This is a genomic window from Achromobacter sp. AONIH1, from assembly GCF_002902905.1.
Taxonomy (GTDB): Bacteria; Pseudomonadota; Gammaproteobacteria; order Burkholderiales; family Burkholderiaceae_B; genus Achromobacter.
On the sequence record NZ_CP026124.1, the window covers coordinates 5,038,231 to 5,064,573 of the forward strand.

Sequence of the window (26,343 nt, forward strand, 5' to 3'; positions counted from 1 at the left end):
TTTTCCAAACGTCCCGGCCTTCCCCCAATGTCCAACCTCATCGTCCACGGCGGCACGCCCCTGCGCGGCCGCGTCGTTCCTTCCGCCAACAAGAACGCGGTCCTGCCCATCCTGTGCGCCACGCTGCTGACCGACCAGCCGCTGCGGCTGAACGGCGTGCCGGACATCACCGACGTGCGCAAGATCCTGGACATCTTCCGCGCCCTGGGCAGCCAGGTGAAGCTGGACGAAACCACCCGCGTGCTGGAACTGCACCATCGCGATACGCGCTTCGATGCCGCCGTGCATCGGCTGCCCGAGGAAATGCGCTCGTCCATCATGCTGGTGCCGCCGCTGCTGGCGCGCTTCGGCGTGGCGCGGCTGGAGGATAACGTCAAGGGCTGCACGCTGGGCGTGCGCGAGATCGATCCGCACGTGGACATCTTCCGCTCCTTCGGCGGCCAGGTGGAACGCGCCGACGGCTCGCTGCTGGTGCGCAGCAGCGGCCCGCTACACCCCACCCATCACTGGCTGGACTATGCCTCGGTGACCACCACCGAGAACTTCGTGCTGTGCGCGGCCGCCGCGCAAGGCGAATCGACGCTGACCAACGCCGCGTCGGAACCGCACGTGCAGGAATTCTGCCGCTTCATGGCGATGATGGGCGCGGACATCGACGGCATCGGCACCTCGCGGCTGGCGGTGCGCGGCGGCGCGGCGCTCAAGGGCGGCGAGTTCACGTTCGAGGAAGACTTCCACGAGATCACCACCTTCCTGGCGCTGGGCGCGATCACCGGCGGCGACGTGGTGGTGCGCAACAGCACGCCGGGCAATTTCCCGCTGATCGACCGCACGTTCGCCAAGTTCGGCGTGCGCATCGAACACAAGGACGGCTGGTCGCGCGCATTCCGCGACGGCCCGCTGAAGGTGCAGACGCCCTTCACCAGCAACGTGCTGACCAAGGTCGAGGCCGCGCCCTGGCCGTATTTCCCGGTGGACCTGCTGCCGATCTTCATCGCGCTGGGCGTGTGCGCCGAAGGCAACGCCATGTTCTGGAACAAGGTCTATGACGGCGCGCTGGGCTGGACCGGCGAGCTGTCCAAGTTCGGCGCCCACGTATTCTCGTCGGACCCGCACCGCGTCGTCACCTTCGGCGGCAATGCCCTCACGCCGGCCGTGGTCGAGAGCCCCTACATCATCCGCGTGGCCATCGCGCTGTTCATGGTGGCCAGCAGCATCAAGGGCCGCTCCGAGATCCGCAACGCCACGCCGATCCGCCGCGCCCATCCGCGCTTCGTCGAGAACCTGCGCAGCCTTGGCGTGCAGGTGGAGTGGGCCAACGAGGAATGAGGACCGGCGCGGGCCCGGCGCCTATTTCGCGCCGGCGCCGCAAGCCTTGAGGGTCTCCATGCCCCCGGGCAACTGCTTGAGCAGGTCCTGGACGCGGTCGCCGATTTGTTGATTGGTCAGGGGCCACGCGGGATTGGCCCGGCTTTTCGGAAACACCACGTAGGCGATCTTGCCGTCCGGCTTGCCGGCGCCCGTGCGCGGATTGGGGTTCTGCCCGCCCAGCGCCTGCGCCAGGGCAATCGACATTTCCCCCAATTTCGCATCCGAGGGCCCGACCTCCGCCACGATGAACGCCGACGTCTTGCCGTTGTCCAGGTTCACCGCATAGCCCAGGTCGCCCAGCGTTCCCGTGCCCGCTTTCTGATGGAATGCCCCGGGAAAGACCAGGTAAGGCACCGCCGCGGCGTTGACATACTTGGCCGGATCCAGATCCGACCGGGCACCGTCCCTGAGCGACGTCTGCGACACGAAGAATCCCTTGAACTCGCCGTCAGGCTGGACGTAGCCCTTCTTTTTGTTCTTCGGATCCGGAACGATGGCGGAAGGCCACCAGTCGCCATTCGGATAGCCACCATTGGCCGGACAATCCAGGCCCTTGAATCCCGTGCCTGTCTTGCAATTCAGGCCGACATCGTCAGGGTGATAGGCGTTGGGCGCGCCATCGGCATCCACCTGCGCATGCGTGGTGGCGAACACGTAGGCGCCCTGCCCGGCATTGCGGAACAGTTGCGTGCCGCCGTAATCGTCCCAATGCGCCAGCGGGCAGGATGGCGCGGCCTGGGCCACGGTCGTCAAGGCGAACAGGGCGGTGCAATACAGCGTGCGCATCATGGTTCTTGCTCCAGGTTTCTCGCTTGGATTGAAGGGCAACAAAAACAAGACATGCAGACACGGGCCGCGCGCGGGGAGCGCGGACGCGAATTTTCAAAGGCTGGTCGAGTTCTTCTTATATCCAAACCTGGTAGCGGCGGTCCAGCAGCACGACGCGTTCAAAAATTGACGGCCCGCCACGCGCCACCCGCTCAGGGCGCGCGCATCAGCCGCTTCCACCCCTCGACACCCAGCCGCTTCATCGTCTCGATGTTCTTCTCATAGATCTCGGCGGCGTCCGGGAACGCATCCACCGCGCGGTCGATGCTCTCTTCGCGCAGCAGGTGCAGGATCGGATACGGCGAACGGTTGGTGCAGTTCTCGATATCGTCCGGCTCGGTGTCGGCGAACTGGAACTGCGGATGGAAGGTCGCGACCTGCAGCTCGCCCACCAGGTCCATGCGCTTGAGCAGGCGGTTGGAGATTTCCTCGAAGTCGTTGAAATCCAGGAAATCGTCGAACGCGTCCGGCAGGATCAACAGCGTGGTGTCGATCTGCTCGGGGTCGGCCTCGGCCAGCAGCGCCAGTTCGTCCTGCAGGTCGGTCAGCACGCCCTCGGCGTCGGTGGCGTCGCTGATGGCGTAGCGGATCTGGTCCTTGACCTGGACCGCCTTGGCGAAGGGACAGAGGTTCAGGCCGATGACGGCCTGGTTGAGCCAGTGCTGGGTTTCTTCCAGCACGCTGGCGTAGGCGTCGGAGGTGGTGATCATGGATGGAATTCCGGAAAAGAAAAGCGCGGGCTGAAGCGCCCGCGCGGCCCGCGCCTTGCCGCGCCTACCCGGCGGCAAGGCCGGGCGGACGGCGGATCAGGCGGCCGGCATCGCGGCCATGGTCTGGGCCACGGCGGCGGTGAGCTTCTTGCCGTAGGGAATGTGCAGGAACTCGTTGGGGCCGTGGGCGTTGGACTTCGGGCCCAGCACGCCGCAGACCATGAACTGCGCCTTGGGGAAGCCCTTTTGCAGGATGCTCATCAGCGGGATGGTGCCGCCCTGGCCGATGTAGCCGCAGGACGAACCGTAGTAGGCCTGCGAGGCGGCGTCCAGCGCCTGGGTCAGCCAGGGCGCCGAGGCCGGCGCGTTCCAGCCGGTGGCGGCGCCTTCGTTGGCCTTGAAGATGACCTTGGCGTTGTACGGCGCGTCGGCTTCCAGCAGCGCCTTGATCTCCTGCGAGGCGGCCACGGCGTCGACCAGCGGCGGCAGGCGCAGCGACAGCTTGAAGGCGGTGCGCGGGCGCAGCACGTTGCCGGCGCTGGACAGCGGCGGCAGGCCCTCGGCGCCGGTCACCGACAGCGTCGGACGCCATGTGCGGTTCAGCAGGGCCTGTTCGGGCTCGGTGGTCATGGGCAGCACGAAGCCGCCATCGGCGCCGCAGCTCCAGGGGAAACGGCGCCAGACCTCGTCGCCCAGGATGCGCGCGGTGGCGTGCACCTGCTCGACGCGCTCGGCCGGGATCTCGCAATGCAGGCTCTGCGGCAGCAGGCGGCCGGTGGAACTGTCTTCCAGGCGGTCCAGCAGGTGGCGCAGGATGCGGAACGACGACGGCACCACGCCGCTGGAGTCGCCCGAGTGCACGCCCTCGTCCAGCACCTGCACTTCCAGCGTGCCCGAGACCATGCCGCGCAACGAGGTGGTCATCCAGAGCTGGTCGTAGTTGCCGGCGCCCGAGTCCAGGCACACCACCAGCGCGACGTTGCCCAGGCGGCTGCGCAGCGCGTCGACGTAGGGCAGCAGATCGTAGCTGCCGGATTCCTCACAGGTCTCGACGATGCCGACGCAGCGCGGGCGCGGCACGCCCTGCTTGTCCAGCGCCATGATGGCGGTCAGCGAGGCGTAGACGGCGTAGCCGTCGTCGGCGCCGCCACGGCCGTAGAGCTTGCCGTCCTCGAGCTTGGGGGTCCAGGGGCCCAGGCCGGCGCGCCAGCCGGAGAATTCCGGCTGCTTGTCCAGGTGGCCGTACAGCAGGATGGTGTCGCCGTTGTCGCTGCGGGTGGCGGGCGCGTCGAAGAAGATGACGGGCGTGCGGCCCGGCAGGCGCACCACTTCCAGCGTCAGGCCGGAGACCTTCTGCGCCTCGACCCACTGCGCCGCGTCGCGCACCACGCGCTCGATGAAGGCGTTCTTTTCCCAGTCGGCGTCAAAGGCCGGGCTCTTGGCCGGGACCGCGATGTAATCGGTCAGCGCGGGAATGATCTCGTTGTCCCACTTGTCGTCCACGAAGGCCTGCAGCGCCTTGGGGTCTAGGGTGGGAGGCAGGGCGTCGTCGGGGATGCGTGCGTTCATGGCGCGAAATCCTGTAGGTATGCGATGCGGGTGGGCAAACCGATATTCTATGCCCGCCCGGCACGGGCGGCATCTTTTGTCCCCGATTCAAGCGCCCAGCAGCGCCGGCTCCGCGCCCCGGCCCAGCGCCGGGGTCTCGGCCTCGATCACGCGGCCGGTCTGCAACTTGAACACCGCCACCGCTTCGCGCAGGCGCTGCGATTGCGTTTCCAGCGACGCGGCCGAGGCGGCGGCCTGCTCGACCAGCGCGGCGTTCTGCTGGGTCACGCTGTCCATCTGCGAGACGGCCTGGTTGACCTGCTGGATGCCACGCGACTGCTCCTCGGACGCGCTGGAGATTTCGTTGATGATGCTGGTGACGCGCCGCACCGAGGCGACGATTTCCTGCATGGTGGCGCCGGCGGCCTCCACCTGGTCCGAACCGATCGAGACCTTCTGCACCGAGTCGTCGATCAAGCCCTTGATTTCCTTGGCCGCCTGGCCGCTGCGCTGGGCCAGCGCGCGCACTTCGCTGGCCACCACCGCGAAGCCCTTGCCCTGCTCGCCGGCGCGGGCCGCTTCCACGGCCGCGTTCAACGCCAGGATGTTGGTCTGGAAGGCGATGCCCTCGATCACGCCGACGATATCGGCGATGCGGCTGGAGCTGTCGGCGATGGCGCGCATGGTGCCCACCACCTCGCCGACGGCGCGGCCGCCGCGCGTGGCCACGTCGGACGCGGCCACGGCCAGCTCCGAGGCGTTGCGCGAGCTGTCGGCGTTGTGGCGCACGGTGGACGACAGTTCGTCCATGCTGGCGGCGGTTTCCTCCAGCGAGGCGGCCTGCTGTTCGGTGCGCGAGGACAGGTCGATGTTGCCGGCGGCGATCTCGCGCGCGCCGGTATGGATTTCCTCGACGCCATGGCGCACCGCCGAAACGGTGCGGGCCAGACTGTCCTGCATGCGCTTGACCGCCGCGTAGAGGATGCCGATTTCATTGTTGGCGCGCTGCTCGACGCGGTTGGTCAGGTCGCCGCCGGCGATGCTGTCGAACAGCCGTCCGGCCTCGTGCAGCGGGCGGAAGACCGCGCGCGCGAACACCGCGTACACGCCCACCACCAGCGCCGCCACCACGGCCAGCGCTGCGACCAGGAACGCCAGCGCACCGTTGATGCGGGCGGACGCTTCGCGCGCCACGCGCTGGCCCACTTCATCGGCGAAGTCCACATACTTCTGGATCGCGGCGGTGAAGACCAGGCCCAGCGGCGTGACCTTCTCCAGGTTCAGCTTGCCGGCCTCTTGCGCCTTGCCGGCGCGGATGGCCGCGACCATCGGCGTGATGGCGTCGCGCTGATACACGTCATAGGCGGCCAGCGCGGCCTCGAACAGCGGCTTGCCCACCGGCGAGGTCTCGGGCATCTTGCGCACGCTGTCGATCAGGTCGGCGGACTTCTTCAGGTAGCCGTCCAGCCGTTGCATGCTGGCCAGGTTGTCGATGGACTTGCCTTCCATCAGCGCGGTCTGCGCGGCCAGCATGACCAGGCGGGCGCGCAGCAGTTCGGCGCCCGCGTTGTCGACGGCGCTGGCGCGCACCAGGTTGGTGTCTAGCAGGACTTCGATGGAATTGCGGTTGGAAGACAGTTGCTGGTGCACGGCGATGCCGATGACCAGGAAAAGCGCGAAAAAGACGGCCAGCGCGGTCGTCAGGATCGCGCGGATGCTTAGGTTCTTGAACATGAGCCACTCCGGGATTACACAAAAGCGGCGCCCAGGCGTTCAAGGGCCGAGCACGGAGAAATCCTGCGGCGGGAAGCAAGGATGGACGGCGCGGGCGCCCGAACGCCGGCGCGGCTGTGCCTGTATTACGGCTTGATGCAATGAAAAGTTAAATATCTCATTACATTTCAGCCCTTCCCCGCCGGAACATCCATCGCGCCGACGTCGGCCCAGGGCCGCCGCCCGATCAGCCGGCCAGCAAGGATTCAATCTCGGCCTTGCACTGGAACAAGGCCGCCAGGCAGGCGTCGAGCTGCCCTTCGTAGCGCGCGGCCGGCAGCGCGACCGACAGCGCGTACTGCTCGGATTGGCCGGTCTCGATATGCACGCCGATCCCGCAGATGCCGACCGCGTGTTCCTCCAGGTCCAGTGCCCAGCCCCGGGTCCGGACCTCGGCCAGCTGCGCCAGCAGATCCTTGCGCGCGGTGATGGTGCTGGCGGTGCGGCGTTCCAGCCGCGCGCCCAGCAGCTCCTCCAGCGCCGCGTCGTCCAGGCGCGCCAGCAGGGCCTTGCCATGCGCGGTGCAGTGGATCGGATAGGCGGTGCCCACCGCCGCGACCACGCGCAGTTCCTGGTCCGAGGCGAACTGGTCGACCGATACCGCGTGCTGGCCCCGGAACACGCACAGGTCCACGGTTTCGCGCAGCCGCCGCCCCAGCGCCTCGACGAAGGGGCGCGCGGCGGCGACCACGTCGGTATGCGCCGAGGCCGCCAGCCGCACCAGCGCCTGGCCGAGTCGGACGCCGGCGGGCGTGGTGGCGGCCAGCTGCTGCGCTTCCAGCGCCGCGACGATGCGGTGCACGGTGGTGCGCGGCAGGTCCGTCTTCTTCGCGATCTGGCCCAGGCTCTGGCCGCTGTTGTCTTCGGCCAGCGCGCGCAGCACCGCGGCGGCGCGCGAAATCACCTGACGTCCCGACGCGGAGTCGTTGTCTTCGCTCATTTCCCTATCTCGATTCTCTTGGCGTGTCTTGACAGCCCAGGGGCAAGTCACGACAATTCGATCCGAATAGTGGAACACATATCCACTAAACGGAACAAAAATCGTGCATACCCACACCGGCCATCAGAGTTTATCCGCCCTCGGTAGCCATACGCTGCTCGCCGTGGCCACGCTCACCATCATGGTGGGCTGCGTGATCGTTCCTGGGCTGCCCGCCGTCGCCGCGCAACTGGGCGTCGGGTCCGGCGGCAGCTGGCTGGTCACGCTGCCCGCGCTGGGCGTGGTGCTGTTCGGCCCGGCCGCCGCCCGGCTGATGGAACGGGCCGGATTGCGGCGCGCGCTGATGCTGGGCCTGTTCCTGTACGGCCTGCTGGGCGCGGCCGGCCCGTACCTGCGCGGCGCCTGGCTGATCTACGCCGACCGGCTGCTGCTGGGCGGCGCCACGGCGCTGGTGATGGCGGCGGGCACCGGACTGATCTCCACGTTCTACACGGGCCGCGCGCGGCTGGCGATGATCGCGCGCCAGGGCATGGCCATCGAGCTGGGCGGGGTGCTGTTCCTGTTCGCCGGCGGCCTGCTGGCGCAACAGCGCTGGAGCCTGCCGTTCGCGCTGTACCTGTGCGCCTGGGCGCTGCTGGCGCTGGTTCATTTCTGCGTGCCCGTCACAGCGGTCGCAGCGCCCGCATTCGCCGCATCGACCGCAGCGCCTGCATCTGCCACACCTACCGTATCGTCCACGCCCCGTCACGGCGGCCCGACCGCCGCCGCTGCCGCCATGCCGGCGCAGGTCAAGACCGCCTTCGCCGCCGCCCTGCTGTCGATGGTCGCGTTCTTCGCCGGCATCATCATGCTGCCCGCCCGGCTCGCGGGCCTGGGCGTCGATGAGGCCGGCACCGGCTACTTCCTGTCCTTCATCTCGCTGGTGGCGGTGGGCGGCGCGGCGCTGCTGCCGGCGCTGGGCCGTCGCGCCAGCGGCCGCGCCGTGCTGGTCGCCGCGCTGCTGGCCTACGCGGCCGCCCACGGCTGTTTCACCGTGGCGCAGTCGCCCGCGCAATGGCCGGCGCTGCTGGCGGGCGCCCTGCTGCATGGACTGGGATTCGGCCTGTCGATTCCGCTGCTCAACCACCTGGTCATCGAACATAGCGCCGACGGCGCGCGGGCCCGTCATCTGGCGTACTTGTCCATGGCCATCTTCTGCGGCCAGTTCCTGTCTTCCTTCATGGAATTCCTGCCCGGCGGGCCCGGCGTCGTATTCGCCGGCGCCGGCCTGATTTCATTGCTGTCGGCCGCCGCCTTCGCGCTCGCGATGGGCCGCCAGCGCCCCTCCCCCCGTCACGACTGAGGACACTCGCGCCATGGAACTCTCGCAAGCCAGCCTGCTGCTGGACCCCGCTCCCCTGCAACTGGAAACCGGCTTTGAACGGCTGCCCAACGGCGTGCTGCACGTGGCCTGCCGCACCGATCTGCACAACTGCACGGGCGAGATGTTCGAATGGTGGTTCCGCTCGCGTCCCGGCACGCGCGAGTACATCTGGTGGCACCCCGTGGACCACGTGTCCAGCGACTGGGCCGAAGGCAGCGCCGATACGCACGTGGGTTCGATCCATCTGGTGAAGGAGTACTTCACCGGCATGCCCGCCGCCGACCTGGCCATCCAGTTCCGCGACGCCGCCGAATTCTTTGGCGCCGAGGCCTACCGCGCGGCGCGCGACAGCGGCGCCATCTCGGCAGCCGTCTGCGGCCGCGTCGGCATGGGCGCGACGCCGCAACGCCTGCCCACCGGCGAAGTGCTGGGCGGCCGCCTGCTGCACATCGGCCGTGATACGAAATGGGGGCTGGCACTGCGCAGCCATTTCTACATGGGCCAGGACCTGGTCGCCGACGGCTGGACGCCGGACCAGCTCAAGGCTGAATTCAGCGATGACTTCGGCCGCGCGCTGCTCATGCACTGCTACAACGAGTTCACCTTCCTGTCGCGCTTCCTGCCCGGTATTCACGCCGGCGACAACCGCGACGCCAAGCCGGTGACGCTGCCCTGGTAAGCGCAGCCCCGCAGGCCACCGACACGCGCCGGATACCGGGCCCGCCCGGACACGGCGTTCCAAGGACGGTGGATCCAAAGCAAGGTCTCGAGTACGCCGTCGCGAAAGCGGCGCATCATGGACAAAGTCCCCACCGCCCTGAAGCGGTGGGGCCTTTTGCCTGCAGCCCGAGCTATGCCTGGCGCTTTACTTCAGCCAGACGCGTGCGTTGCGGAACATGCGCATCCAGGGGCTGAACGTGCCGCCGGCGTCGGCCTTGCCCCACTTTTCGGGGGCCCAGGACATCATGACGTTGCGGGTCACGCGTTCCGGGTGCGGCATCATCACCGTGAAGCGGCCGTCGGCGGTGGTGACCGAGGTCAGGCCGCCCGGGCTGCCGTTGGGGTTGAACGGATAGGCCTCGGTGGCCTGGCCGCGATTGTCGATGTAGCGCGCGGCGGTCAGCACGCGGCTGGCGTCGCCCTGCTGCGAGAAATCGGCATAGCCTTCGCCGTGAGCCACGGCCACCGGGATGCGCGCGCCGTCCATGCCGGCGAAGAAGATCGACGGCGACTTGGCCAGTTCCACCAGGGCCAGGCGCGCCTCGTACTTCTCGGACAGGTTGCGCGTGAAGCGCGGCCAGGCCTCGGCGCCGGGGATCATGGGCGCCAGCGCGGCCATCATCTGGCAGCCGTTGCACACGCCCAGCGCGAAGGTGTCGGGGCGCGCGAAATAGGCGGCGAACTGGTCCGACAGGCGGCTGTTGAAGCGGATGGTGCGGGCCCAGCCTTCGCCGGCGCCCAGCACGTCGCCGTAGCTGAAGCCGCCCACGGCCACCAGGCCCTGCATGCCCGCCAGGTCCACGCGGCCGGCCAGCAGGTCGGTCATGTGCACGTCGTAGGCCTCGAAGCCGGCGGTGTCGAAGGCCCAACCCATTTCAACCTGGCTGTTGCAGCCCTGCTCGCGCAGGATGGCCACGCGCGGACGCTTGCCGGTGGCGATGTACGGCGCGGCGATGTCTTCCTGCGGATCGAAGTCCACGTTCGGCTGCATGCCCGGATCCTGCGTGTCGCTCCAGACGTCCAGCTCGGCCTGGGCGCAGGCCGGATTGTCGCGGCGCGCCATGATGCGGTAGGACACTTCGCTCCAGGCGCGGCCCAGGTCGGCGCGCGGCTGGCCCCAGACCTTCTTGCCGTCGCGATAGAACTCGATCTCGTCGGCCGCGTTCAGGCCGCCGATCACGTGCGAGTGGGCCGACAGGCCCGCGCCGCGCAGCACCTGCATGACGGCGTCGCGTTGCGCGGCCGGCACCTGGATGACGGCGCCGGCTTCTTCCGAGAACAGCGCCTTGAGCGTCAGCTCGTCGCGCTGCACGGCCACCTGCTCGGGGCGGATCTTGTAGTCGCCCCAGTCGGCCGACTGCGGATCGAAGGTCAGCATGTCCAGGTTGACCGAGATGCCGGTGCGGCCGGCGAAGGCCATTTCGGTCAGCGTGGCGAACAGGCCGCCGTCGGAACGGTCGTGATAGGCCAGGATGGTGCCGGCCTCGGCCAGCGTGCGGATGGTGACGAAGAACGCGCGCAGGTCCTGCGGCGCGTCGATGTCCGGCACCGTCTCGCCAACCTGGTTGTAGGTCTGCGCCAGGATCGAGCCGCCCATGCGATGGCGGCCGCGACCCAGGTCGACCAGGATCAGCACGCTGTCGCCGGCGTCGGTGCGCAGCTGCGGCGTGAGGCTGGCGCGCACGTCGGCCACCGGCGCGAAGGCCGTGACGATCAGCGACACCGGCGCCACCACCTGGCGCTGCTCGCCGTCCTGTTCCCAGCTGGTCTTCATGGACAGCGAGTCCTTGCCGACGGGGATGGACAGGCCGGCAGCCTGGCACAGCTCGCTGACGGCCGACACGGTGTCGTACAGCGCCGCGTCCTGGCCCGGCACGCCGCAGGCGGCCATCCAGTTGGCGGACAGCTTGATGTCTTCCAGGCGCGCCACGTCGGCGGCGGCCAGGTTGGTCAGGGCCTCGGCCACGGCCATGCGGCCCGAGGCCGGCGCGTCGAGCATGGCGATGGGCGTGCGTTCGCCCATGGACATGGCTTCGCCGCGGAAGCCTTCGTAGTCGGCCAGCGTCACGGCGCAGTCGGCCACCGGCACCTGCCACGGGCCGACCATCTGGTCGCGGCTGGAGAGCCCGCCCACGGTGCGATCGCCGATGGTGATGAGGAAGGACTTGTTGGCCACGGTGGGGTGGCGCAGCACGCGGTAGGCGGCTTCGGTCAGGTCGATGCCGGCCAGGTCCAGCGGGGCCGACACGCCAGGCAGGCGCTTGACGTCGCGCGTCATGCGCGGCGGCTTGCCCAGGATCACGTCGATGGGCACATCCACCGGACGCACTTCATCGGCGCCCTGCGCGCGGATGGCGTCCAGGCCCGGCAGGCCCTCGCCGTCGACCACGCGCAGCTGGCGCTCTTCGGTGGCCACGCCCACCACCGCGTAGGGACAGCGCTCGCGGCGCGCGATGGCGTCGAAGCGGTCCAGGTCCTGCGGCAGGATCGACAGGACGTAGCGCTCCTGCGATTCGTTGCTCCAGATCTCGGCCGGCGACAGGCCTGATTCTTCCAGGGGCACGCGCTTCAGGTCGAAGATGGCGCCACGGCCGGCGTCGTTGACCAGCTCGGGGAAGGCGTTGGACAGGCCGCCCGCGCCCACGTCATGGATGGCGATGATGGGGTTGCGCTCGCCCTGCTGCCAGCAGCGGTCGATGACTTCCTGCGCGCGGCGCTCCAGTTCGGGGTTGCCGCGCTGGACGGAATCGAAGTCCAGCTCGGCGGAGTTGCTGCCCATGCTGATGCTGGACGCGGCGCCGCCGCCCATGCCGATGCGGAAGCCCGGGCCGCCCAGCTGGATCAGCAGCGCGCCCGGCGGGATCACGTCCTTGTGCGTGAGGCCGGCGTCGATGCTGCCCAGGCCGCCCGCGATCATGATGGGCTTGTGATAGCCCCAGCGCGTGTCGCCGGCGGTCTGCTCGAAGCTGCGGAAATAGCCCAGCAGGTTGGGACGGCCGAATTCGTTGTTGAAGGCGGCGCCGCCGATGGGGCCGTCGATCATGATGGACAGCGGCGAGGCGATGCGGTCCGGCAGGCCGTGATGGTCGGCTTCCCAGGGCTGCGGCGCATCCGGAAAGCGCAGGTGCGACACGGTGAAGCCGGTCAGGCCGGCCTTGGGCTTGGAACCCCGGCCGGTGGCGCCTTCGTCGCGGATCTCGCCGCCCGCGCCGGTGGACGCGCCGGGAAACGGCGCGATGGCGGTCGGGTGATTGTGCGTTTCCACCTTCATCAGCGTGTGCACGGTGGTGTCGCGGCGGATATAGCGGGCCTGGTCGGCGCCCTCGCCCGCCGCGCCCGGCAGGCCGGGCACGCCGGCCTGGAAGCGCTGGGCCGGACCGCCTTCCATGATGGCGGCATTGTCGGAATAGGCGACCACGGTGCCGGCGGGCTGGGCCTTGTGGGTGGCACGGATCATGCCGAACAGCGTGTTGGGCTGCTCCTGGCCGTCGATCACCCACTGGGCGTTGAAGATCTTGTGGCGGCAGTGCTCGCTGTTGGCCTGGGCGAACATCATCAGCTCGACGTCGGTGGGGTCGCGCCCCAGGTCGCTGAAGGACTTGGCCAGGTATTCGATTTCGTCGTCGGACAGCGCCAGGCCCAGCGTGGCGTTGGCCTCGACCAGCGCCTCGGCGCCGCGCGCCTGCACGGCCACGGTGCGCATGGGCTTGCCGGCCAGCGTCTGGAACAGCGCCTGACCGTCGAAGCCGGCGTCGACCACGGTTTCGGTCATGCGGTCATGCAGGCAGTCGGCCGCGCGCGCCAGCATGGCGGCGTCAAAGCTCTTGGCGCCCAGCAGGCCGCGCTCGGGCGTGATCACGTAGCGCACGCCGCGCTCGATGCGGCGCACGGCGTCCAGGCCGCAGTTGTGGGCGATGTCGGTGGCCTTGCTGGCCCACGGAGAAATCGTGCCCAGGCGCGGGATGACCAGCAGTTCCAGGCTCTTGGCGGGCGTGTCGCCGGTCACGGGCGTGCCGTAGTCCAGCAGTTGGGCCAGCTGTTGCTGCTGCGCGGCCGTCAGGGCGGCATCGGTGTTGACGAAGTGCTCGTAGCGGGCGGAGATGTCGGCCACCGGCAGGCCGGCCTCTTTCAGTTGCGCCAGCAGGCGATCGCGGCGGAAGGAGGACAGGACGGAGGAACCAGGCAGATGCTGAACAAGGGACACGATGCGGGCGCCGTATTTGAGGAAGGAGCAAAACGAGGATTTTACCTGTTAAGCGGGTTTTCCCGGAGCGCGCGCGCGGGCGGCGTTCGATCGTCCGCTTCCGGCCCGGTGTTACAAAAAAATTCGCACCCGATCAACCTGCGATCCCGCATCGCAGCATTCATGAAAATCCATGAATCTCCTGCACATTCTGCCTGGCCATCCCGATTTTCGAAAATCCGATCCCGCATCGCAACATGCGCGGCCAGCGCCAAAAACGCGGGAAAACACGAACACCCCAGCCGGGAACCCGACGGTAGGATGCTGCGACACCTCCCCCCAACCCGCACACGCCGCCGCGCTGGCCATACCGCCTCACCATGTCCCGCTCCGAAGCCTCCGCAGAGCCCGCCGAACCGATTCTTCCCGTTGAACCCGAACCCGACGTGAAAGTGCCGCTGGCCATCGAGGACTGGCTGGCCGTGATATTGCTGGCGGCGCTGGCGCTGATCACCTTCGTGAACGTGCTGGTGCGCTATTTCACCGACCAGTCCTTCGCCTGGACCGAGGAAATCTCCGTCTTCCTGCTGATCGTGCTGACCATGGCCGGCGGCAGCATGGCCTTCGTGCGCAACCACCACATCCGCATCGAGATCCTGGCCGACAACGGCTCGCCCCGGCGCCAGCGCATCATGGCCCTGATCGCCAACGGCTGCGTGCTGCTGTTCTTCGTGCTGCTGACGGTGCTGTCGGTCAAGCTGGTGGCCGACGAATACATCTACGAAGAGACCTCGCCCGCCATCGGCGTGCCGACCTGGTGGTATTCGATCTGGCTGCCGGTGATGGCCGCCGCCATCTCGCTGCGCATGCTGGGCGTGATGCGCCGCATCCTACGGAGCCAGGCATGATCGCCGCCATCCTGTTCGGGGTCTTCATCGTCCTGATGCTGATCGGCGTGCCGGTGGGCGTGGCGCTGGGCCTGGGCGGCACGGTGGCCATCGTGCTGTCCAACCTGGACACGCCCTGGTATGGCCTCCTGACCGTGCCGCAGAACTTCTACGCCGGCCTGGCCAAGTACCCGCTGCTGGCGATCCCGATGTTCGTGCTGGTCGGCTCGATCTTCGACCGCTCGGGCGTGGCCAGGCGCCTGGTGGATTTCGCCATCGCCATCGTCGGACGCGGCCCGGGCATGCTGCCGCTGGTGTCGATCGCGGTGGCCATGTTCCTGGGCGGCATCTCCGGCTCCGGCCCGGCCTGCGCCGCCGCCGTGGGCGCGGTGATGATCACCGCCATGTCGCGCGCCGGTTATCCGGGCCCGTTCTCGGCCGCGGTGGTGGCCGCCGGCGCCGCCACCGACATCCTGATCCCGCCCTCGGTGGCCTTCATCATCTACTCGGTGCTGGTGCCGGGCGCGTCGGTGCCGGCGCTGTTCGCCGCCGGCATGGTGCCCGGCATCCTGGCCGGCTTCGCGCTGATCATCCCGGCCGTGTGGCTGTCGCGCAAGCACAAGATGGGCTCGCTGGAAGCGCACCTGCCGCGCCCGCCGTTCTGGAAGAGCCTGCGCGAGGCGTCCTGGGGCCTGGCCGCGCCGGTGCTGATCCTGGGCGGCATGCGCATGGGCTGGTTCACGCCGACCGAGGCCGCCGTGGTGGCGGTGTTCTACGGCCTGTTCGTGGGCATGTTCATCCATCGCAGCATCAAGCCGCGCGATCTGTTCACCATCCTGCGCGAAGCCGCCGAGCTGTCGGCCGTGATCATGCTGGTGGTGACGCTGGCCGGCATCTTCGCCTGGGCCCTGTCCACGCTCAGCGTGATCGACCCGATCACGCACGCGATCGTCAATTCCGGGCTGGGCGAATGGGGCGTGCTGGCGCTGCTGATCCTGCTGCTGATGACGGTGGGCATGTTCCTGGACGGCATCTCGATCTTCCTGATCTTCGTGCCGCTGCTCATGCCCATCGCCAATGCCTACGGCTGGGATCCGGTGTGGTTCGGCGTGATCCTGACGCTGAAGGTCGCGCTGGGCCAGTTCACCCCGCCGCTGGCGGTGAACCTGATGGTGTCGTGCCGCATCGCGCGGGTGCCGATGGAATCGACGGTGCCCTGGGTGGTGTGGCTGCTGGGCGCGATGTTCCTGGTGCTGGTGGCGGTGCTGGTGTTCCCGCAACTGGCGCTGTGGCTGCCGCACAAGCTGGGATATTGAACGCCGGGCGCGCGCCGCGCGCCGGCCTGGACAGGTACGGACATCACAACGAGAAGAGAGGAGACGCAAGATGAAGTTCCGCAATTGGATCGCCGCCGCCTTGTGCACGGCCGCCGTCGCCGGCCTGGCGCCCGCCCACGCGCAGACCTACAAGCCCGAGTACAAGCTCTCCATCGTCGTCGGCACCACCTTCCCCTGGGGCCAGGGCGCCGAGATCTGGTCCAACCTGGTGCGCGAGCGCACCCAGGGCCGCATCAACATCAAGGTCTATCCCGGCACCTCGCTGGTCCAGGGCGACCAGACCCGCGAATTCACCGCCATCCGCCAGGGCGTGATCGACATGGCCGTGGGCTCGACCATCAACTGGTCGCCGCAGGTCAAGCAGCTGAACCTGTTCTCGCTGCCCTTCCTGATGCCCGACTACGCCGCCATCGACGCGCTGGTGCAGGGCGAGGTCGGCAAGGAGATGTTCAAGCTGATCGAGAAGGCCGGCGTGGTGCCGCTGGCCTGGGGCGAGAATGGCTACCGCCAGCTGTCGAACTCCAAGCGCGAGATCAAGCGCCCCGAGGACATGAAGGGCATGAAGCTGCGCGTGGTGGGCTCGCCGCTGTACATCGACACCTTCACCGCGCTGGGCGCCAACCCCACGCAGATGAGCTGGGCCGACGCCCAGCCGGCGCTGGCCAGCGGCGCGGTCGACGGCCAGGAGAACCCGCTGTCCATCTACACCGGCTCCAAGCTCTACACCGTGGGCCAGAAATACCTGACGCTGTGGAACTACGTAGCCGACCCGCTGATCTTCGTGGTCAACCGGGAGGTCTGGAACGCCTGGTCCGAGAAGGACCGCGAGATCGTGCGCCAGGCCGCGCTGGACGCCGGCAAGCAGCAGATCGTCATCGCGCGCAAGGGCGTGACGCCTGAAGACCCGTCGCTGCTCAAGGAAATCGAAGGCCACGGCGTCACCGTGACCTCGCTGTCCCAGGCCGACCACGACGCCTTCGCCAAGATCACCAAGCCGGTCTACGACAAGTGGAAGAAGCAGATCGGCGAGGATCTGGTCAACACCGCCGAGAAGGCGATCGCGGCCCGCAAGAAGTGAAGATCAGGAAGCAGACCGTAAGGATTTAGCAGCAAGCCCAGGGGGAAAGGCGGCCATCATGAGCCGCCGCCGGGCCGTTTCCCGAGGCAGCCGCAGCGCGCCAGCGCAAAGAGCCGCCCGGGAGACCGCCACAAGCAAGGCCGGAACGCAGGTTCCGCCGATCTAGGACGGGCGCCGGCCACAAGCCGGCGCCCGTTAGTTTTGGCGCAGCCGCCGAGGCGACCGCGCCAACCGCCGCTCGGTTCAATATTGCTCAATATCTTTAGGAATTCTCTGATTCCACCCTGCCAATTCGCACCGTACGCTCAATCCGCGTTTCCTGAAGCTATTTCCAAACGTGAGAGCGGACATGAAGAAACTTCTGGCGGTCATTGTCATCGTGCTGGCGGGATGCGCAACGCAACAACCCCCACCAAAGTACCAGCTCGACAAGCAGGCCAACCGGGCGGCGATTGAATCAGGCAGAAAGGTCGAAGTGTTCTATCACGCCGATGATTTCACGGTGGTCGACCTGGGTGGATCACAATCCGCCAATGTCCTGGGCATACTCGGCCCCATCGGCACGCTCATCGGCCTGGCCACCCATGCCGCGCACAAGCTGGATGCTCCGGCCCGCGCGCAACGCCGGTCCGAGGAATTTTCCAAGCAGATCGCCGACAACATGCCGGATCAAAGCATGAACCGGGATTTCGCCAGAAAGCTGGGGGACCTGCTCGAAAAGGACGGCCGGGAAGTCAAGCTCACGCAGGTGAAGCGCCCCAGCGGCAACGCGGATCTGGCGTTGAGCAAATCGGAAGACATGATCGCCACGGAAGGCTATATGCAGCTCATGTTGAGACTGACTGTGGGCTACGGGGCCACGTCCGCGACGGACTCGTTCAAGCCTGTCACGATCATCGAATATGCCTTGAAGGATCCCGCAGGCAAGGCGCTGATGTCCCGATCCTTCACGCGCATCTACGGCGAGGCGGACAAGACCTATCTGAGCTATCCCGGACTGCTGGAAGACTACAAGGGCGCGCGCGAGGAACTGGCGGGACGGCTGAACTATTGGAACGAACCGCTATACACCGAGATATTCCGATTTTCCGACGCCGATTCCGTCGCGGTGAAATAGCGTCTCGTCAAGGCTCCTCGGTGTACTGCTCCACCCGGATATGGAAGGTCGGTATGCGCGACCACTGCGCGCGCGCCGACAACAGCGTTTCCTCCGACGCGAACACCAGGTTCCAGGCATGGCCGTCATCCACCCAGGAATGCGGCGTCGACTCCCAGCCGCAGCACACAAAGCGCAAAGGCTGGATGCCGTAGCGCCGGCGCAGGAAGTCCTCGGCTTCGGCCGCGTGGGTTCCGTCCAGCCGGTAACGCGCCACCAGCGGCTTGCCCTGCCCTTCGTATTCCGCGTGGCACCCTTGGTATTCGATGTAGGCGGGCTTGTCGCCCTGCTTGTCCAGGAAGTCGCCGCAGGCGGGCGCGGACGTCGCCTTCGCCGTGACGCAGGCCGACAAGATCAGGCACAGGGGCGTCAGCAGCGCGGCCAGACGCAGAACAGCTTCGGGATGGATCACGGCTTGCCTCTATTTATCAATGTTCCGGTCGCGCCCCGCGGCCGCCGGAAACGGGTCAGCCTTATTGGCGGGTCGTGCGCTTGCGCGCCGGCGTGTCAGCCGATGTGGCGTCGGCAGGGACGCCGGCGTCGAGGTTGAGCACGCGGTCCTGATCCGGCTTGCCGGCGTCGGCGACCTCGACGTAGGTGCCGGGCTCGAGGATGCGCGCGATGTCCTCGGCCGACTTGCCGCCGAAGCCCTGGCCCCCGCCGAACATGCGCAGGCCGGACGTGTCGATGGCGCCCTGCACCGTCACCACCGTCAGGACCCGGTCATCGACGCGGAACTCGACCCGCTTGCCGACGCGCGTGCGCGTGAACTCCGCCAGCGGACCACGGCTGCCCGGCGTGAAGGTCACGTCGACATACTCGCCCTGCCCCGCCTCGCCTTTGCCCGCCACGGCCTGCACGACCTGCAGGTAGGCGCTGTCGGCCTGCGCCAGCGGACTGAAAAACAAGGCCAGAGCCAATACCGACAGCCCCTTCGTCAATCGCGTCATGCGCTTTCTCCTTCTGTTCGTGGCGCCGGCGCCGCCGGCGCGCCAGGATCAGCCTGCTTCCTGCGCCAGATTCTGCCATGCCCCGGGACTGCGCCCTTCCTCGGCCAGAAATTCCACCAGCGCCGGCAGCGCCGCGTCCATCGGCCGGTTGGGCTGCATGCGCATCACATAGCCCCAGGATCCGGCCAGCTTCAGGCGCGGCATCAAGGGCACCAGCCTGCCGCTGGCCAGTTCCTCGTCGACCAGCGGCGCGCGGCCCAGCGCGATGCCCACCCCCGCCGCGGCGGCGGCCACCACGGTGCTCAGTCCGCTCAGGACCAGCGGCTCCTGCCGGTCCGCCGGGTCCAGGCCCAGCCGCGCGCTCCAGGTATCCCAGGACGTCTCGGGGCTGTCGACATGCTTTTCCTCCAGCCAGCGGTGACGCGTGAAGACGCGCGGATCGTCGCGCTCGCCGGGCGGCACCAGCGCCGGGCTGCACACCGGCACCACGGTTTCGCTCATCAACCGGATGTCGCCGGGCTGCGGCAGATGCGGGCCGTGCTCGCGCACGTGCAGGAAGGCCAGGTCGATGTCCTGGGCCTTCCAGGCCGGATCCTGGCTGGCGTGCAGGAATACCTGCACATCGATGTCCGGATGCAGTTCGATGAAGCGGCCGATGCGCGGCGCCAGCCACAGCGCGGCCAGCGAGGGGTTGACCGACAGGTTCAGGCTATGACGCCGCTTGCTGCGCACGGCCACGCGGACGTTGCGGCAGGCGGTCTCCAGCAGGGTCAAAGCCTGCTGTACGGATACAAGCAAAGTAGCGCCGGCCTCGGTCACCTGGGCCCGCCGCAGGGTCCCGCCCCGGTGCAGCAGCGTGGCGCCCAGGTCCGATTCCAGCGCCCGCAACTGATGACTGACCGCGCTTTTGGTGACGTTCAGCTCGACCGCGGCGCGACTCAGGCTGCCGAGCCGAGCGACGGCCTCGAAGGCGCGTAGCGCCGCCAGCGGCGGGGTATGGGTGGGCAAGTCGGGCATGGGTTGAGTTTATCTCAACCGTGTATTGAAAAACCATCGCTTTCGCGTTCGCGCGCGATCGGGGACCATGAGCCGCATGGACCGTATCCTGGCGCGCATCGCGCGGGCGATCCGGTCGCTCATACGAAGGACAACGAAGGAACATCGATATGTATTTCGACGCGAGACTCTGGCGCCTGACGCGCGGCCTGCGCACCGGCATGGCGGGCGGCATCCTGCTGGGCCTGCTGGCGCTGGCGGCAGGCATTGCCCGCTATGTCTTCCTGGGCCTGATGCTGGCGCGCGTGTTCGACGGCGCGCCCTGGAACGACTGGGCCTGGCCGGCCGCCGGCGCGGCGCTCATGGTGTTGCTGCGCTCGCAGCTCGACCACTGGCGCACGGTGCAGGCGCAGCGCGCCTCGGCCGCCATCCAGCTGTCGCTGCGCGGCCGGCTGTACGACCGCATCGTGGCGCTGGGACCGGCCTGGTTCGCGCGCCAGCGCACCGGCGGGGTGATGCTGACCGTGGTGGACGGCGTCGAGCAATTGCAGACCTTCTTCGGCCAGTACCTGCCGCAGCTGGCCATCGCCGCCGCCGCGCCCTTCGCCATCTTCGCCGTGATCGCGTTCTGGGACGTGCCCACGGCGCTGGTGCTGCTGGCGGCGGCGCTGTTCGCGCTGGCCGGCCCCATGGCCGTGCACATGCTGGACCGCCGCGCCAGTCTGGCGCGCACCCGCTCGCTGAACGAGTTCGGCGAGGACTTCCTGGACGCCATGCAGGGCCTGCCCACGCTCAAGTCCTATGGCCAGGGCAAGGCCTGGGGCGAGCGCCTGGCCGAGCGCGCGCGCAAGCTCTCGGACAACACTTTCTGGGTGCTGTCGGTGAGCCTGCTGACGCGCGGCATCACCGACCTGGGCGTGGCCCTGGGCGCCGCGCTGGCGCTGACGCTGGGCGCCTGGCGCGTGGCCGCCGGCGACATGAGCGTGGAAGCGCTGCTGATCGTGCTGATGGCCGGCACCGAGATCTTCCGTCCGCTGCGCGACCTGCGCTCGGTGCTGCACCAGGGCATGCTGGGCCAGTCGGCCGCCGCCAGCATCCACATGCTGATGGACGCGCGGCCGCTGACCCCGCCGCTGTCCGCCGACAGGGCCACCCCCGCCACGCTCGCGCCCACCATCGAATTCGACAACGTCGCCTTCGCCTACACGCCCGAGCGGCCCGCGCACCAGGGCCTGAGCTTTCGCATCGCCGCCGGCGAACGGGTCGGCGTGGTGGGCCCCAGCGGCGCCGGCAAGTCCACCATCGTGCGCCTGCTGCTGCGCGAGTGCGTGCCGCAGTCCGGCACGGTGCGCGTGGGCGGACATGACCTGAACCAGCTCGACGCCGACACGCTGCTGTCGCAGATCGCGCTGGTGAGCCAGGACATCATGCTGTTCCACGGCACCATCGAGGACAACCTGCGCCTGGGCCGCCCCGACGCCAGCCGCGAGCAGCTGCGCGCGGCCGCCAGCGCCGCCAACATCGACGACTTCATCATGGCGCTGCCCGACGGCTACGCCACCCGCATCGGTGAACGCGGGCTGCAACTGTCCGGCGGCCAGCGCCAGCGCCTGGCGATCGCCCGCGCGCTGCTGCGCGACGCGCCCATCCTGATCCTGGACGAGGCGTTGTCCTCGGTCGACGCCGAGAACGAAGCGCTGATCCAGCAGGCGCTGGACCGGCTGATGGAAGGCCGCAGCACGCTGATCCTGGCGCACCGGCTGGCCAGCGTGATCGGCGCCGACCGCTGCCTGGTGCTGGACCAGGGCCGCGTGGTCGAGTCCGGCAGCCATGCCGAACTGATGCGCCAGGGCGGCCTGTATCACCGGCTGATGCGCGAACAGGCTGCGACGCTGGCGCGGCCGGCCGACGCGCAAGCCGATGCGCAGGCCGACGCGCGGACCGACATGGCGGACGCCGGCGTCGCGCGCGCCCAGACCTTGACCGGCCACGCCGGCGCCGCGCCCTCGCCCGCCGTCTCGGCGTCGACGCCTGTGTCCACCACTGTCACGCGTGACCCGCGCGAAGATGGCCGGGACGAGCCGGACCTGGACAACCCGCAAGCCCCCGGCGCGCGCCCGCTCGACGTGGACGCCGCCCAGGTGGGCTGGCGCGACACGCTGGGCACGCTGCTGTCGGTGGTGCGGCCCTGGCGCGGCACGCTGATCGCCACCATCCTGCTGGGCGTGGCGCGCGTGGCCGCCTTCATCGGCGTGGGCGTGCTGAGCGCGCTGGTCGTGGCCGCCATCCGCGACGGCCGCGAAATCCAGGCGCTGATCATCGCCCTGCTCGCCACCGCGCCGCTGGCCGCGCTGTTCCACTGGCTCGAATCCTGGCTGGCGCATGCGATGGCGTACCGGCTGCTGGCCGACATGCGCGTCAAGCTCTATGACAAGCTCGAACGGCTGGCGCCCTCCTACCTGCTGCAACGCCGCTCCGGCGACCTGGTGGCGCTGGCCACGCAGGACATCGAGATGGTCGAGTACTTCTACGCGCACACCATCGCCCCGGCCATCGTCTCGCTGGCGGTGCCGCTGTCGGTGCTGGGCTTCCTGGCGTTCTACAGTTGGCCGGTGGCGCTGGCCCTGCTGCCCTTCCTGGCCTATGCCTTGCTGTCGCCGGTGCGCGGCCGCCGCCGCATCGACGCGCTGGGCGACCGCGCCCGCCAGGCGCTGGGCGAGATGAGCGCCCACACCGCCGACACCATCCAGGGCCTGGCCGACCTGACGGCCTTCCAGGCCACCGGCCGCCGCCGCGACGAGTTCCTGCAGGCCGCCGACCGTTATCGCGAACGCCGGCTGTCCATGCAGCGCGACCTGTCGCGACAAAACGCCAACTTCGAACTGGCCGCCGGCCTGGGCGGACTGGCCGTGGCCGTCACCGGCGGTCTGCAGGTCGCCGCCGGCGCGCTGTCGGCCGGCATGCTGCCGCTGCTGGTGCTGATCGCGCTGGCCACCTTCCTGCCGGTATCGGAGATCTCGCAGGTCAGCCGCCAGCTGGCCGACACCATCGCCGCCACGCGCCGGCTGCACGTGGTCAGCCACGAACCGGTGCCGGTGAACGATGGGCCGGCGGACGCGCCGGTCTCGACGCAGGGCCTGTCGCTGGCCTTCGAGCACGTCAGCTTCGCCTATCCCGGCAAGCGCGACAACACGCTCAAGGACCTGAGTTTCACCGTGCCCGCCGGCGCCACGGTGGCCGTGGTGGGCGCGTCGGGCGCGGGCAAGAGCACCGTGGCCAGCCTGCTGCTGCGCTTCTGGGATCCGCAATCGGGCGCGGTCCGGCTGGACGGCGCCGACCTGCGCGGCCTGAAGCTGGACAGCCTGCGCGAGCGGGTCGCGCTGGTCACGCAGGACACCTACCTGTTCAACGACACGCTGGAGGGCAACATCCTGCTGGCCCGCCCCGAGGCCAGCCGCGAGGAACTCCAGCGGGCGCTGGAACAGGCCGCGCTGGCGGATTTCGTCGAGGCATTGCCCGACGGCCTGCGCACCCGCGTCGGCGAACGCGGCATGCAGCTGTCGGGCGGCCAGCGCCAGCGCATCTCGATCGCGCGGGCGTTCCTGAAGAACGCGCCGGTGCTGATCCTGGACGAGGCCACCTCGCACCTGGACACGCTGTCCGAGATGCAGGTGCGCGGCGCGCTGGACACGCTGATGCGCCATCGCACCACGCTGGTGATCGCGCACCGGCTGTCCACCATCCGCGACGCGGACCTGATCCTGGTGCTGGACCAGGGCGCGCTGGCCGAGGCCGGCACGCACGAACAGCTGCTGCGCGGGCAGGGGCTGTACGCGCGGCTGGCCCGGCGCCAGGGCGGACAGGCGCTCAGTAGCGCAACGTCTCTGTCGACCTAGCGTGCTCACGGACCTCGGCGTCCGTGAACCACACCCGCTTGCTGCCGAAGCCCGTGTACAGGTCGAGCTGGTCGCGGGCGTGCGGCGACAGCGCGCCGTCCGGCGCCACGAAGCCGCTCTGCCCCGGCGCGACCACATCCACCGCGCGCACCGTCCTGCCGTCGAACACGGTCATGTTGTTCTCGGTGCCCCGGTTCTGCGCGACCGGATAGGTCAGCGTGGCCTTGGCATCGGCCTGGGGCACGCCCAGGAAGTTCTTGGGCGCGAAGACCATGGGGCCGGCAGGAACTTTCCAGGCCGCCTGGTCGGGCCCGTAGGCCTGCTTGAGCGCGGCCAGCGCATCGTCCAGCGCCGCCAGCGTGACCGTCTCGGGTCGCTGCCCGTTGAAGAAGTCGTAGCCTTGCGGCACGCCGGCGTCCGGCCCGGCCAGCGCATTGAACAGGACCTTCACGCCCACGGTCAGGTTGATCGAGCCCGTGGACGGCGCGGCCGTGGTGGGATAGCCGGTGGCGCTGTACCACTTGAAGAACTCGGCCGGCATCGCGTCGGCCAGCGTGCGCTTGAGCATGGCGCGCAGCCAGGCATCCATCACCGCCGGCCCCGCGTTGTCGTAGTAGCCCGGCGTGCGCTCGGCGGTGTTCATGCCGTCCCAGGCCGCCAGCCCGGCCACCAGCCGCGCGCGCTCGTCGCTGGCAGGCAGCCCCGCCACCGCGCGTTGCAGGAAGGGCAGGAAATGACGGCGGTTGACGTCGGCGTAGCTGGTCGTGCGGATCAGGTCCCACATCTGTTGCGGGCTGACCCGGCCGCCCTGCGCGGTCATGGCTTTCAGGCGCGTCTCGATCTCGGCGTAGCGGTCGGCCTGGCCCCAGACGATGGCGAACAGGTCGGTGGACGGATAGCCGCGCATGGGCTGGTTGTTCCAGTTGGCGATGAAGCCCTGGCGCGGGTTGTACACCTGCGGATTGGTGGAGAACGGCAGCATGCCGTCCCAATCCATCTCGCCGGTGCCTGGCACCGGCAGGCGCGGATCGTGGCCGGGCTTGCGCTTGGGATAGAAGCCGGTGTGCGCGTAGCCGATATTGCCGCGATCGTCGGCGTAGTACCAGTTGATGGTCAGCGCGTGACGCGCCGCCTGGGTCTTCCACTGGTCCCAGTTGGCCGACTGCGTCTTGCGCACCCAGGCCAGCAGCGACTGCATCTCATAACCCTCCCAGGCACGCGCCTTGGCGTAGGCGACGTGCTGCGACTCATCGAACTTGACGATCAGGCCGTGCACGCTGCGGTACACATCCATCAGCACCGGCTCGCCGCCCTTGACCAGAATGAGTTCGCTGCGTTTCTCCATGCGTTTCCACTGGCCGTCGTGGAAGTAGCGCGTGCGGTCGGCGGGGTCCAGCTTCTCGGCGTAGATGTCGACGTCGTCGCCGAAACCCGCCGTCGACCCCCAGGCCACGTGCGCGTTGTGGCCGAACAGCACGCTCGGATAGGCGAAGGGCGTGTTGCCCACCACATCGAAGCCCGCGCCGTGCAGGCCGATACCGTAGGTGTAGGCGGGGTTCCACCAGCCGAACTGGGGCCCGTTCAGCAGGATGGCGCGCGCATCCCGGGCGTGGTCGCGCCCGACGAGCCAGATATTGCTGGTGGTGGGCCAGCCCGCGATGCCCGGCTGGCCGGACTCGGCGAACTGCGCCAGCAGCCGTTCGCGCAGCGCGTCCGGCGGGCCGTCCAGCACGCCGCGCGTCTGCGGATCGCGCGGCACGCGCTCCAGCATGGGCGGCGTGCCGTCGTAGCGCGGCAGCGCATAGGACAAGGCCGACGCGCCCGGGGCGGCGGCGCCCGATGTGGCGACGCCCGGCCGGTAGCTGCCCTCTTCCTCCGGCACGGTGACCGGCGCGCGGCTGTCCGTCATCCAGCGCAGCTGGTTGAAGATCTGCATGGCCCGCGCCTCGCCGTGCCGGTCCTTCAATGCGGTCAGCAGCGCCAGGTTGTCGATCTCGCTGTTGGCATCGGAAAAACGGTTGGCCATGGTGCCCACGTACACCATCGCCACGTCATAGGCGGTCCAGTCCGACGGCTGGAATTCCAGGTCGTTGAATTCCTTGGGCATCAGGCGGCCGGGCTCGGCGCGCACCCGCGCGATCCAGGCATTCATGCCGGCGGCGTAGCCATCCAGGATCTGGCGATCTTCCGGCGACATCGCGGCCAGCTGGCGCTGGATGCGCTCGGGCGAGAAGTTGCCGCGTATGGACTTGTCGAACGCCACCATCGACGGCCCCAGCACTTCCGCCGTCTTGCCCTGCGTGGCGCGGCGGGCCATTTCCATCTGGAACAGCCGGTCCTGGGCCACGGCGTAGCCGTAGCCGTAGAAGATGCCGTGCACCGTGGCGGCATAGACATGGGGCATGCCGTATTCATCGCGGCGGATGGTGACCTGGCCGCTGGCGGCGGGCCGCGAGGCGGGAACGGCGGCGGCGGAAACGGGGGGCGACGATTGCGGCGCCGGCGCGGCGTGAACGCCCGCGTGCGCACAGGCCGCCAGGATGGCGGCCGACAGGAATTGCTGCTTCATTTGAATCTTGTCTCCATGAACAGTGACGCCGGGCCATG

General features: G+C 68.7%; 18 protein-coding genes. 8 read left to right on the forward strand and 10 right to left on the reverse strand.

The annotated features are described in order from the left end of the window. Positions 1-27 precede the first annotated feature (27 nt). Positions 28-1,329 carry a UDP-N-acetylglucosamine 1-carboxyvinyltransferase gene (locus C2U31_RS23095; RefSeq protein WP_103274922.1) on the forward strand — a complete coding sequence of 434 codons (1,302 nt, stop codon included), beginning with the start codon at positions 28-30 and terminating at the stop codon, positions 1,327-1,329. Positions 1,330-1,350: 21 nt separating this feature from the next. On the opposite strand, the gene C2U31_RS23100 is transcribed toward C2U31_RS23095, so the two are convergent. The 5 genes from C2U31_RS23100 to C2U31_RS23120 all read right to left on the reverse strand — a co-directional run bounded on the left by C2U31_RS23100 (position 1,351) and on the right by C2U31_RS23120 (position 7,170). After that, a complete protein-coding gene (locus C2U31_RS23100) occupies positions 1,351-2,160 on the reverse strand; it encodes a glycoside hydrolase family 75 protein (RefSeq protein WP_103274923.1) in 810 nt (269 codons plus the stop codon). Between the two features lie 191 nt (positions 2,161-2,351). Continuing rightward, on the reverse strand, positions 2,352-2,909 hold the full coding sequence (locus C2U31_RS23105) for a DUF1415 domain-containing protein (protein WP_103274924.1): 558 nt from the start codon (positions 2,907-2,909) through the stop codon (positions 2,352-2,354). 96 nt (positions 2,910-3,005) lie between these two features. Next, positions 3,006-4,478: a M20 family metallopeptidase gene (locus C2U31_RS23110; RefSeq protein ID WP_103274925.1), complete on the reverse strand. Its 1,473-nt coding sequence runs from the start codon at positions 4,476-4,478 to the stop codon at positions 3,006-3,008. A gap of 87 nt (positions 4,479-4,565) precedes the next feature. Next, a complete protein-coding gene (locus C2U31_RS23115; protein WP_103274926.1) occupies positions 4,566-6,191 on the reverse strand; it encodes a methyl-accepting chemotaxis protein in 1,626 nt (541 codons plus the stop codon). Between the two features lie 226 nt (positions 6,192-6,417). Then, a complete protein-coding gene (locus C2U31_RS23120; protein WP_103274927.1) occupies positions 6,418-7,170 on the reverse strand; it encodes an IclR family transcriptional regulator in 753 nt (250 codons plus the stop codon). A 103-nt stretch (positions 7,171-7,273) separates the two neighbouring features. On the opposite strand from C2U31_RS23120, the gene C2U31_RS23125 reads away from it, so the two are divergent. Continuing rightward, positions 7,274-8,512, forward strand: a complete 1,239-nt coding sequence (locus C2U31_RS23125; protein WP_199770876.1) for an MFS transporter — start codon at positions 7,274-7,276, stop codon at positions 8,510-8,512. 13 nt (positions 8,513-8,525) lie between these two features. Beyond that, positions 8,526-9,212, forward strand: a complete 687-nt coding sequence (locus tag C2U31_RS23130) for a DAPG hydrolase family protein (RefSeq protein ID WP_103274928.1) — start codon at positions 8,526-8,528, stop codon at positions 9,210-9,212. 186 nt (positions 9,213-9,398) lie between these two features. On the opposite strand, the gene purL is transcribed toward C2U31_RS23130, so the two are convergent. After that, positions 9,399-13,457 (reverse strand): phosphoribosylformylglycinamidine synthase, encoded by a 4,059-nt coding sequence (gene purL, locus C2U31_RS23135; protein ID WP_103274929.1) that lies wholly within the window; start codon positions 13,455-13,457, stop codon positions 9,399-9,401. 359 nt (positions 13,458-13,816) lie between these two features. On the opposite strand from purL, the gene C2U31_RS23140 reads away from it, so the two are divergent. The 4 genes from C2U31_RS23140 to C2U31_RS23155 all read left to right on the forward strand — a co-directional run bounded on the left by C2U31_RS23140 (position 13,817) and on the right by C2U31_RS23155 (position 17,855). Beyond that, positions 13,817-14,344, forward strand: coding sequence for a TRAP transporter small permease (locus C2U31_RS23140; RefSeq protein WP_103274930.1), 528 nt, complete (start codon positions 13,817-13,819; stop codon positions 14,342-14,344). Then, positions 14,341-15,639 carry a TRAP transporter large permease gene (locus C2U31_RS23145; RefSeq protein WP_103274932.1) on the forward strand — a complete coding sequence of 433 codons (1,299 nt, stop codon included), beginning with the start codon at positions 14,341-14,343 and terminating at the stop codon, positions 15,637-15,639. The genes C2U31_RS23140 and C2U31_RS23145 overlap by 4 nt, the downstream gene beginning before the upstream one ends. A 70-nt stretch (positions 15,640-15,709) precedes the next feature. Next, entirely contained in the window at positions 15,710-16,738 is a 1,029-nt protein-coding gene (locus C2U31_RS23150) for a DctP family TRAP transporter solute-binding subunit (RefSeq protein WP_103274933.1), read from the forward strand. Positions 16,739-17,087: 349 nt separating this feature from the next. Further along, positions 17,088-17,855, forward strand: coding sequence for a hypothetical protein (locus C2U31_RS23155; protein ID WP_103274934.1), 768 nt, complete (start codon positions 17,088-17,090; stop codon positions 17,853-17,855). Between the two features lie 7 nt (positions 17,856-17,862). On the opposite strand, the gene C2U31_RS23160 is transcribed toward C2U31_RS23155, so the two are convergent. The 3 genes from C2U31_RS23160 to C2U31_RS23170 all read right to left on the reverse strand — a co-directional run bounded on the left by C2U31_RS23160 (position 17,863) and on the right by C2U31_RS23170 (position 19,861). After that, a complete protein-coding gene (locus tag C2U31_RS23160) occupies positions 17,863-18,306 on the reverse strand; it encodes a DUF4952 domain-containing protein (RefSeq protein WP_103274935.1) in 444 nt (147 codons plus the stop codon). A gap of 61 nt (positions 18,307-18,367) precedes the next feature. Then, positions 18,368-18,844 carry a hypothetical protein gene (locus C2U31_RS23165; RefSeq protein ID WP_103274936.1) on the reverse strand — a complete coding sequence of 159 codons (477 nt, stop codon included), beginning with the start codon at positions 18,842-18,844 and terminating at the stop codon, positions 18,368-18,370. A gap of 48 nt (positions 18,845-18,892) precedes the next feature. Then, entirely contained in the window at positions 18,893-19,861 is a 969-nt protein-coding gene (locus C2U31_RS23170; RefSeq protein WP_103274937.1) for a LysR substrate-binding domain-containing protein, read from the reverse strand. Between the two features lie 149 nt (positions 19,862-20,010). On the opposite strand from C2U31_RS23170, the gene cydC reads away from it, so the two are divergent. Next, the gene (gene cydC / locus C2U31_RS23175) at positions 20,011-23,736 is read left to right on the forward strand and encodes a thiol reductant ABC exporter subunit CydC (RefSeq protein WP_103274938.1); all 3,726 of its coding nucleotides are present in this window, start codon (positions 20,011-20,013) and stop codon (positions 23,734-23,736) included. Here cydC and C2U31_RS23180 read toward each other — a convergent pair. Then, complete coding sequence (locus C2U31_RS23180; protein ID WP_103274939.1) at positions 23,708-26,305, reverse strand: penicillin G acylase; 2,598 nt, start codon at positions 26,303-26,305, stop codon at positions 23,708-23,710. The genes cydC and C2U31_RS23180 overlap by 29 nt on opposite strands. Between the last annotated feature and the right edge of the window lie 38 nt (positions 26,306-26,343).

What these genes read in the sequence shown, in the direction of transcription:
- C2U31_RS23095 (WP_103274922.1), top strand. Translation starts at nt 28, where the DNA reads ATGTCCAACCTCATCGTCCACGGCGGCACGCCCCTGCGCGGCCGCGTC.
- C2U31_RS23100 (WP_103274923.1), bottom strand. Translation starts at nt 2,160, where the DNA reads ATGATGCGCACGCTGTATTGCACCGCCCTGTTCGCCTTGACGACCGTG.
- C2U31_RS23105 (WP_103274924.1), bottom strand. Translation starts at nt 2,909, where the DNA reads ATGATCACCACCTCCGACGCCTACGCCAGCGTGCTGGAAGAAACCCAG.
- C2U31_RS23110 (WP_103274925.1), bottom strand. Translation starts at nt 4,478, where the DNA reads ATGAACGCACGCATCCCCGACGACGCCCTGCCTCCCACCCTAGACCCC.
- C2U31_RS23115 (WP_103274926.1), bottom strand. Translation starts at nt 6,191, where the DNA reads ATGTTCAAGAACCTAAGCATCCGCGCGATCCTGACGACCGCGCTGGCC.
- C2U31_RS23120 (WP_103274927.1), bottom strand. Translation starts at nt 7,170, where the DNA reads ATGAGCGAAGACAACGACTCCGCGTCGGGACGTCAGGTGATTTCGCGC.
- C2U31_RS23130 (WP_103274928.1), top strand. Translation starts at nt 8,526, where the DNA reads ATGGAACTCTCGCAAGCCAGCCTGCTGCTGGACCCCGCTCCCCTGCAA.
- C2U31_RS23140 (WP_103274930.1), top strand. Translation starts at nt 13,817, where the DNA reads ATGTCCCGCTCCGAAGCCTCCGCAGAGCCCGCCGAACCGATTCTTCCC.
- C2U31_RS23145 (WP_103274932.1), top strand. Translation starts at nt 14,341, where the DNA reads ATGATCGCCGCCATCCTGTTCGGGGTCTTCATCGTCCTGATGCTGATC.
- C2U31_RS23150 (WP_103274933.1), top strand. Translation starts at nt 15,710, where the DNA reads ATGAAGTTCCGCAATTGGATCGCCGCCGCCTTGTGCACGGCCGCCGTC.
- C2U31_RS23155 (WP_103274934.1), top strand. Translation starts at nt 17,088, where the DNA reads ATGAAGAAACTTCTGGCGGTCATTGTCATCGTGCTGGCGGGATGCGCA.
- C2U31_RS23165 (WP_103274936.1), bottom strand. Translation starts at nt 18,844, where the DNA reads ATGACGCGATTGACGAAGGGGCTGTCGGTATTGGCTCTGGCCTTGTTT.
- C2U31_RS23170 (WP_103274937.1), bottom strand. Translation starts at nt 19,861, where the DNA reads ATGCCCGACTTGCCCACCCATACCCCGCCGCTGGCGGCGCTACGCGCC.
- cydC (WP_103274938.1), top strand. Translation starts at nt 20,011, where the DNA reads ATGTATTTCGACGCGAGACTCTGGCGCCTGACGCGCGGCCTGCGCACC.
- C2U31_RS23180 (WP_103274939.1), bottom strand. Translation starts at nt 26,305, where the DNA reads ATGAAGCAGCAATTCCTGTCGGCCGCCATCCTGGCGGCCTGTGCGCAC.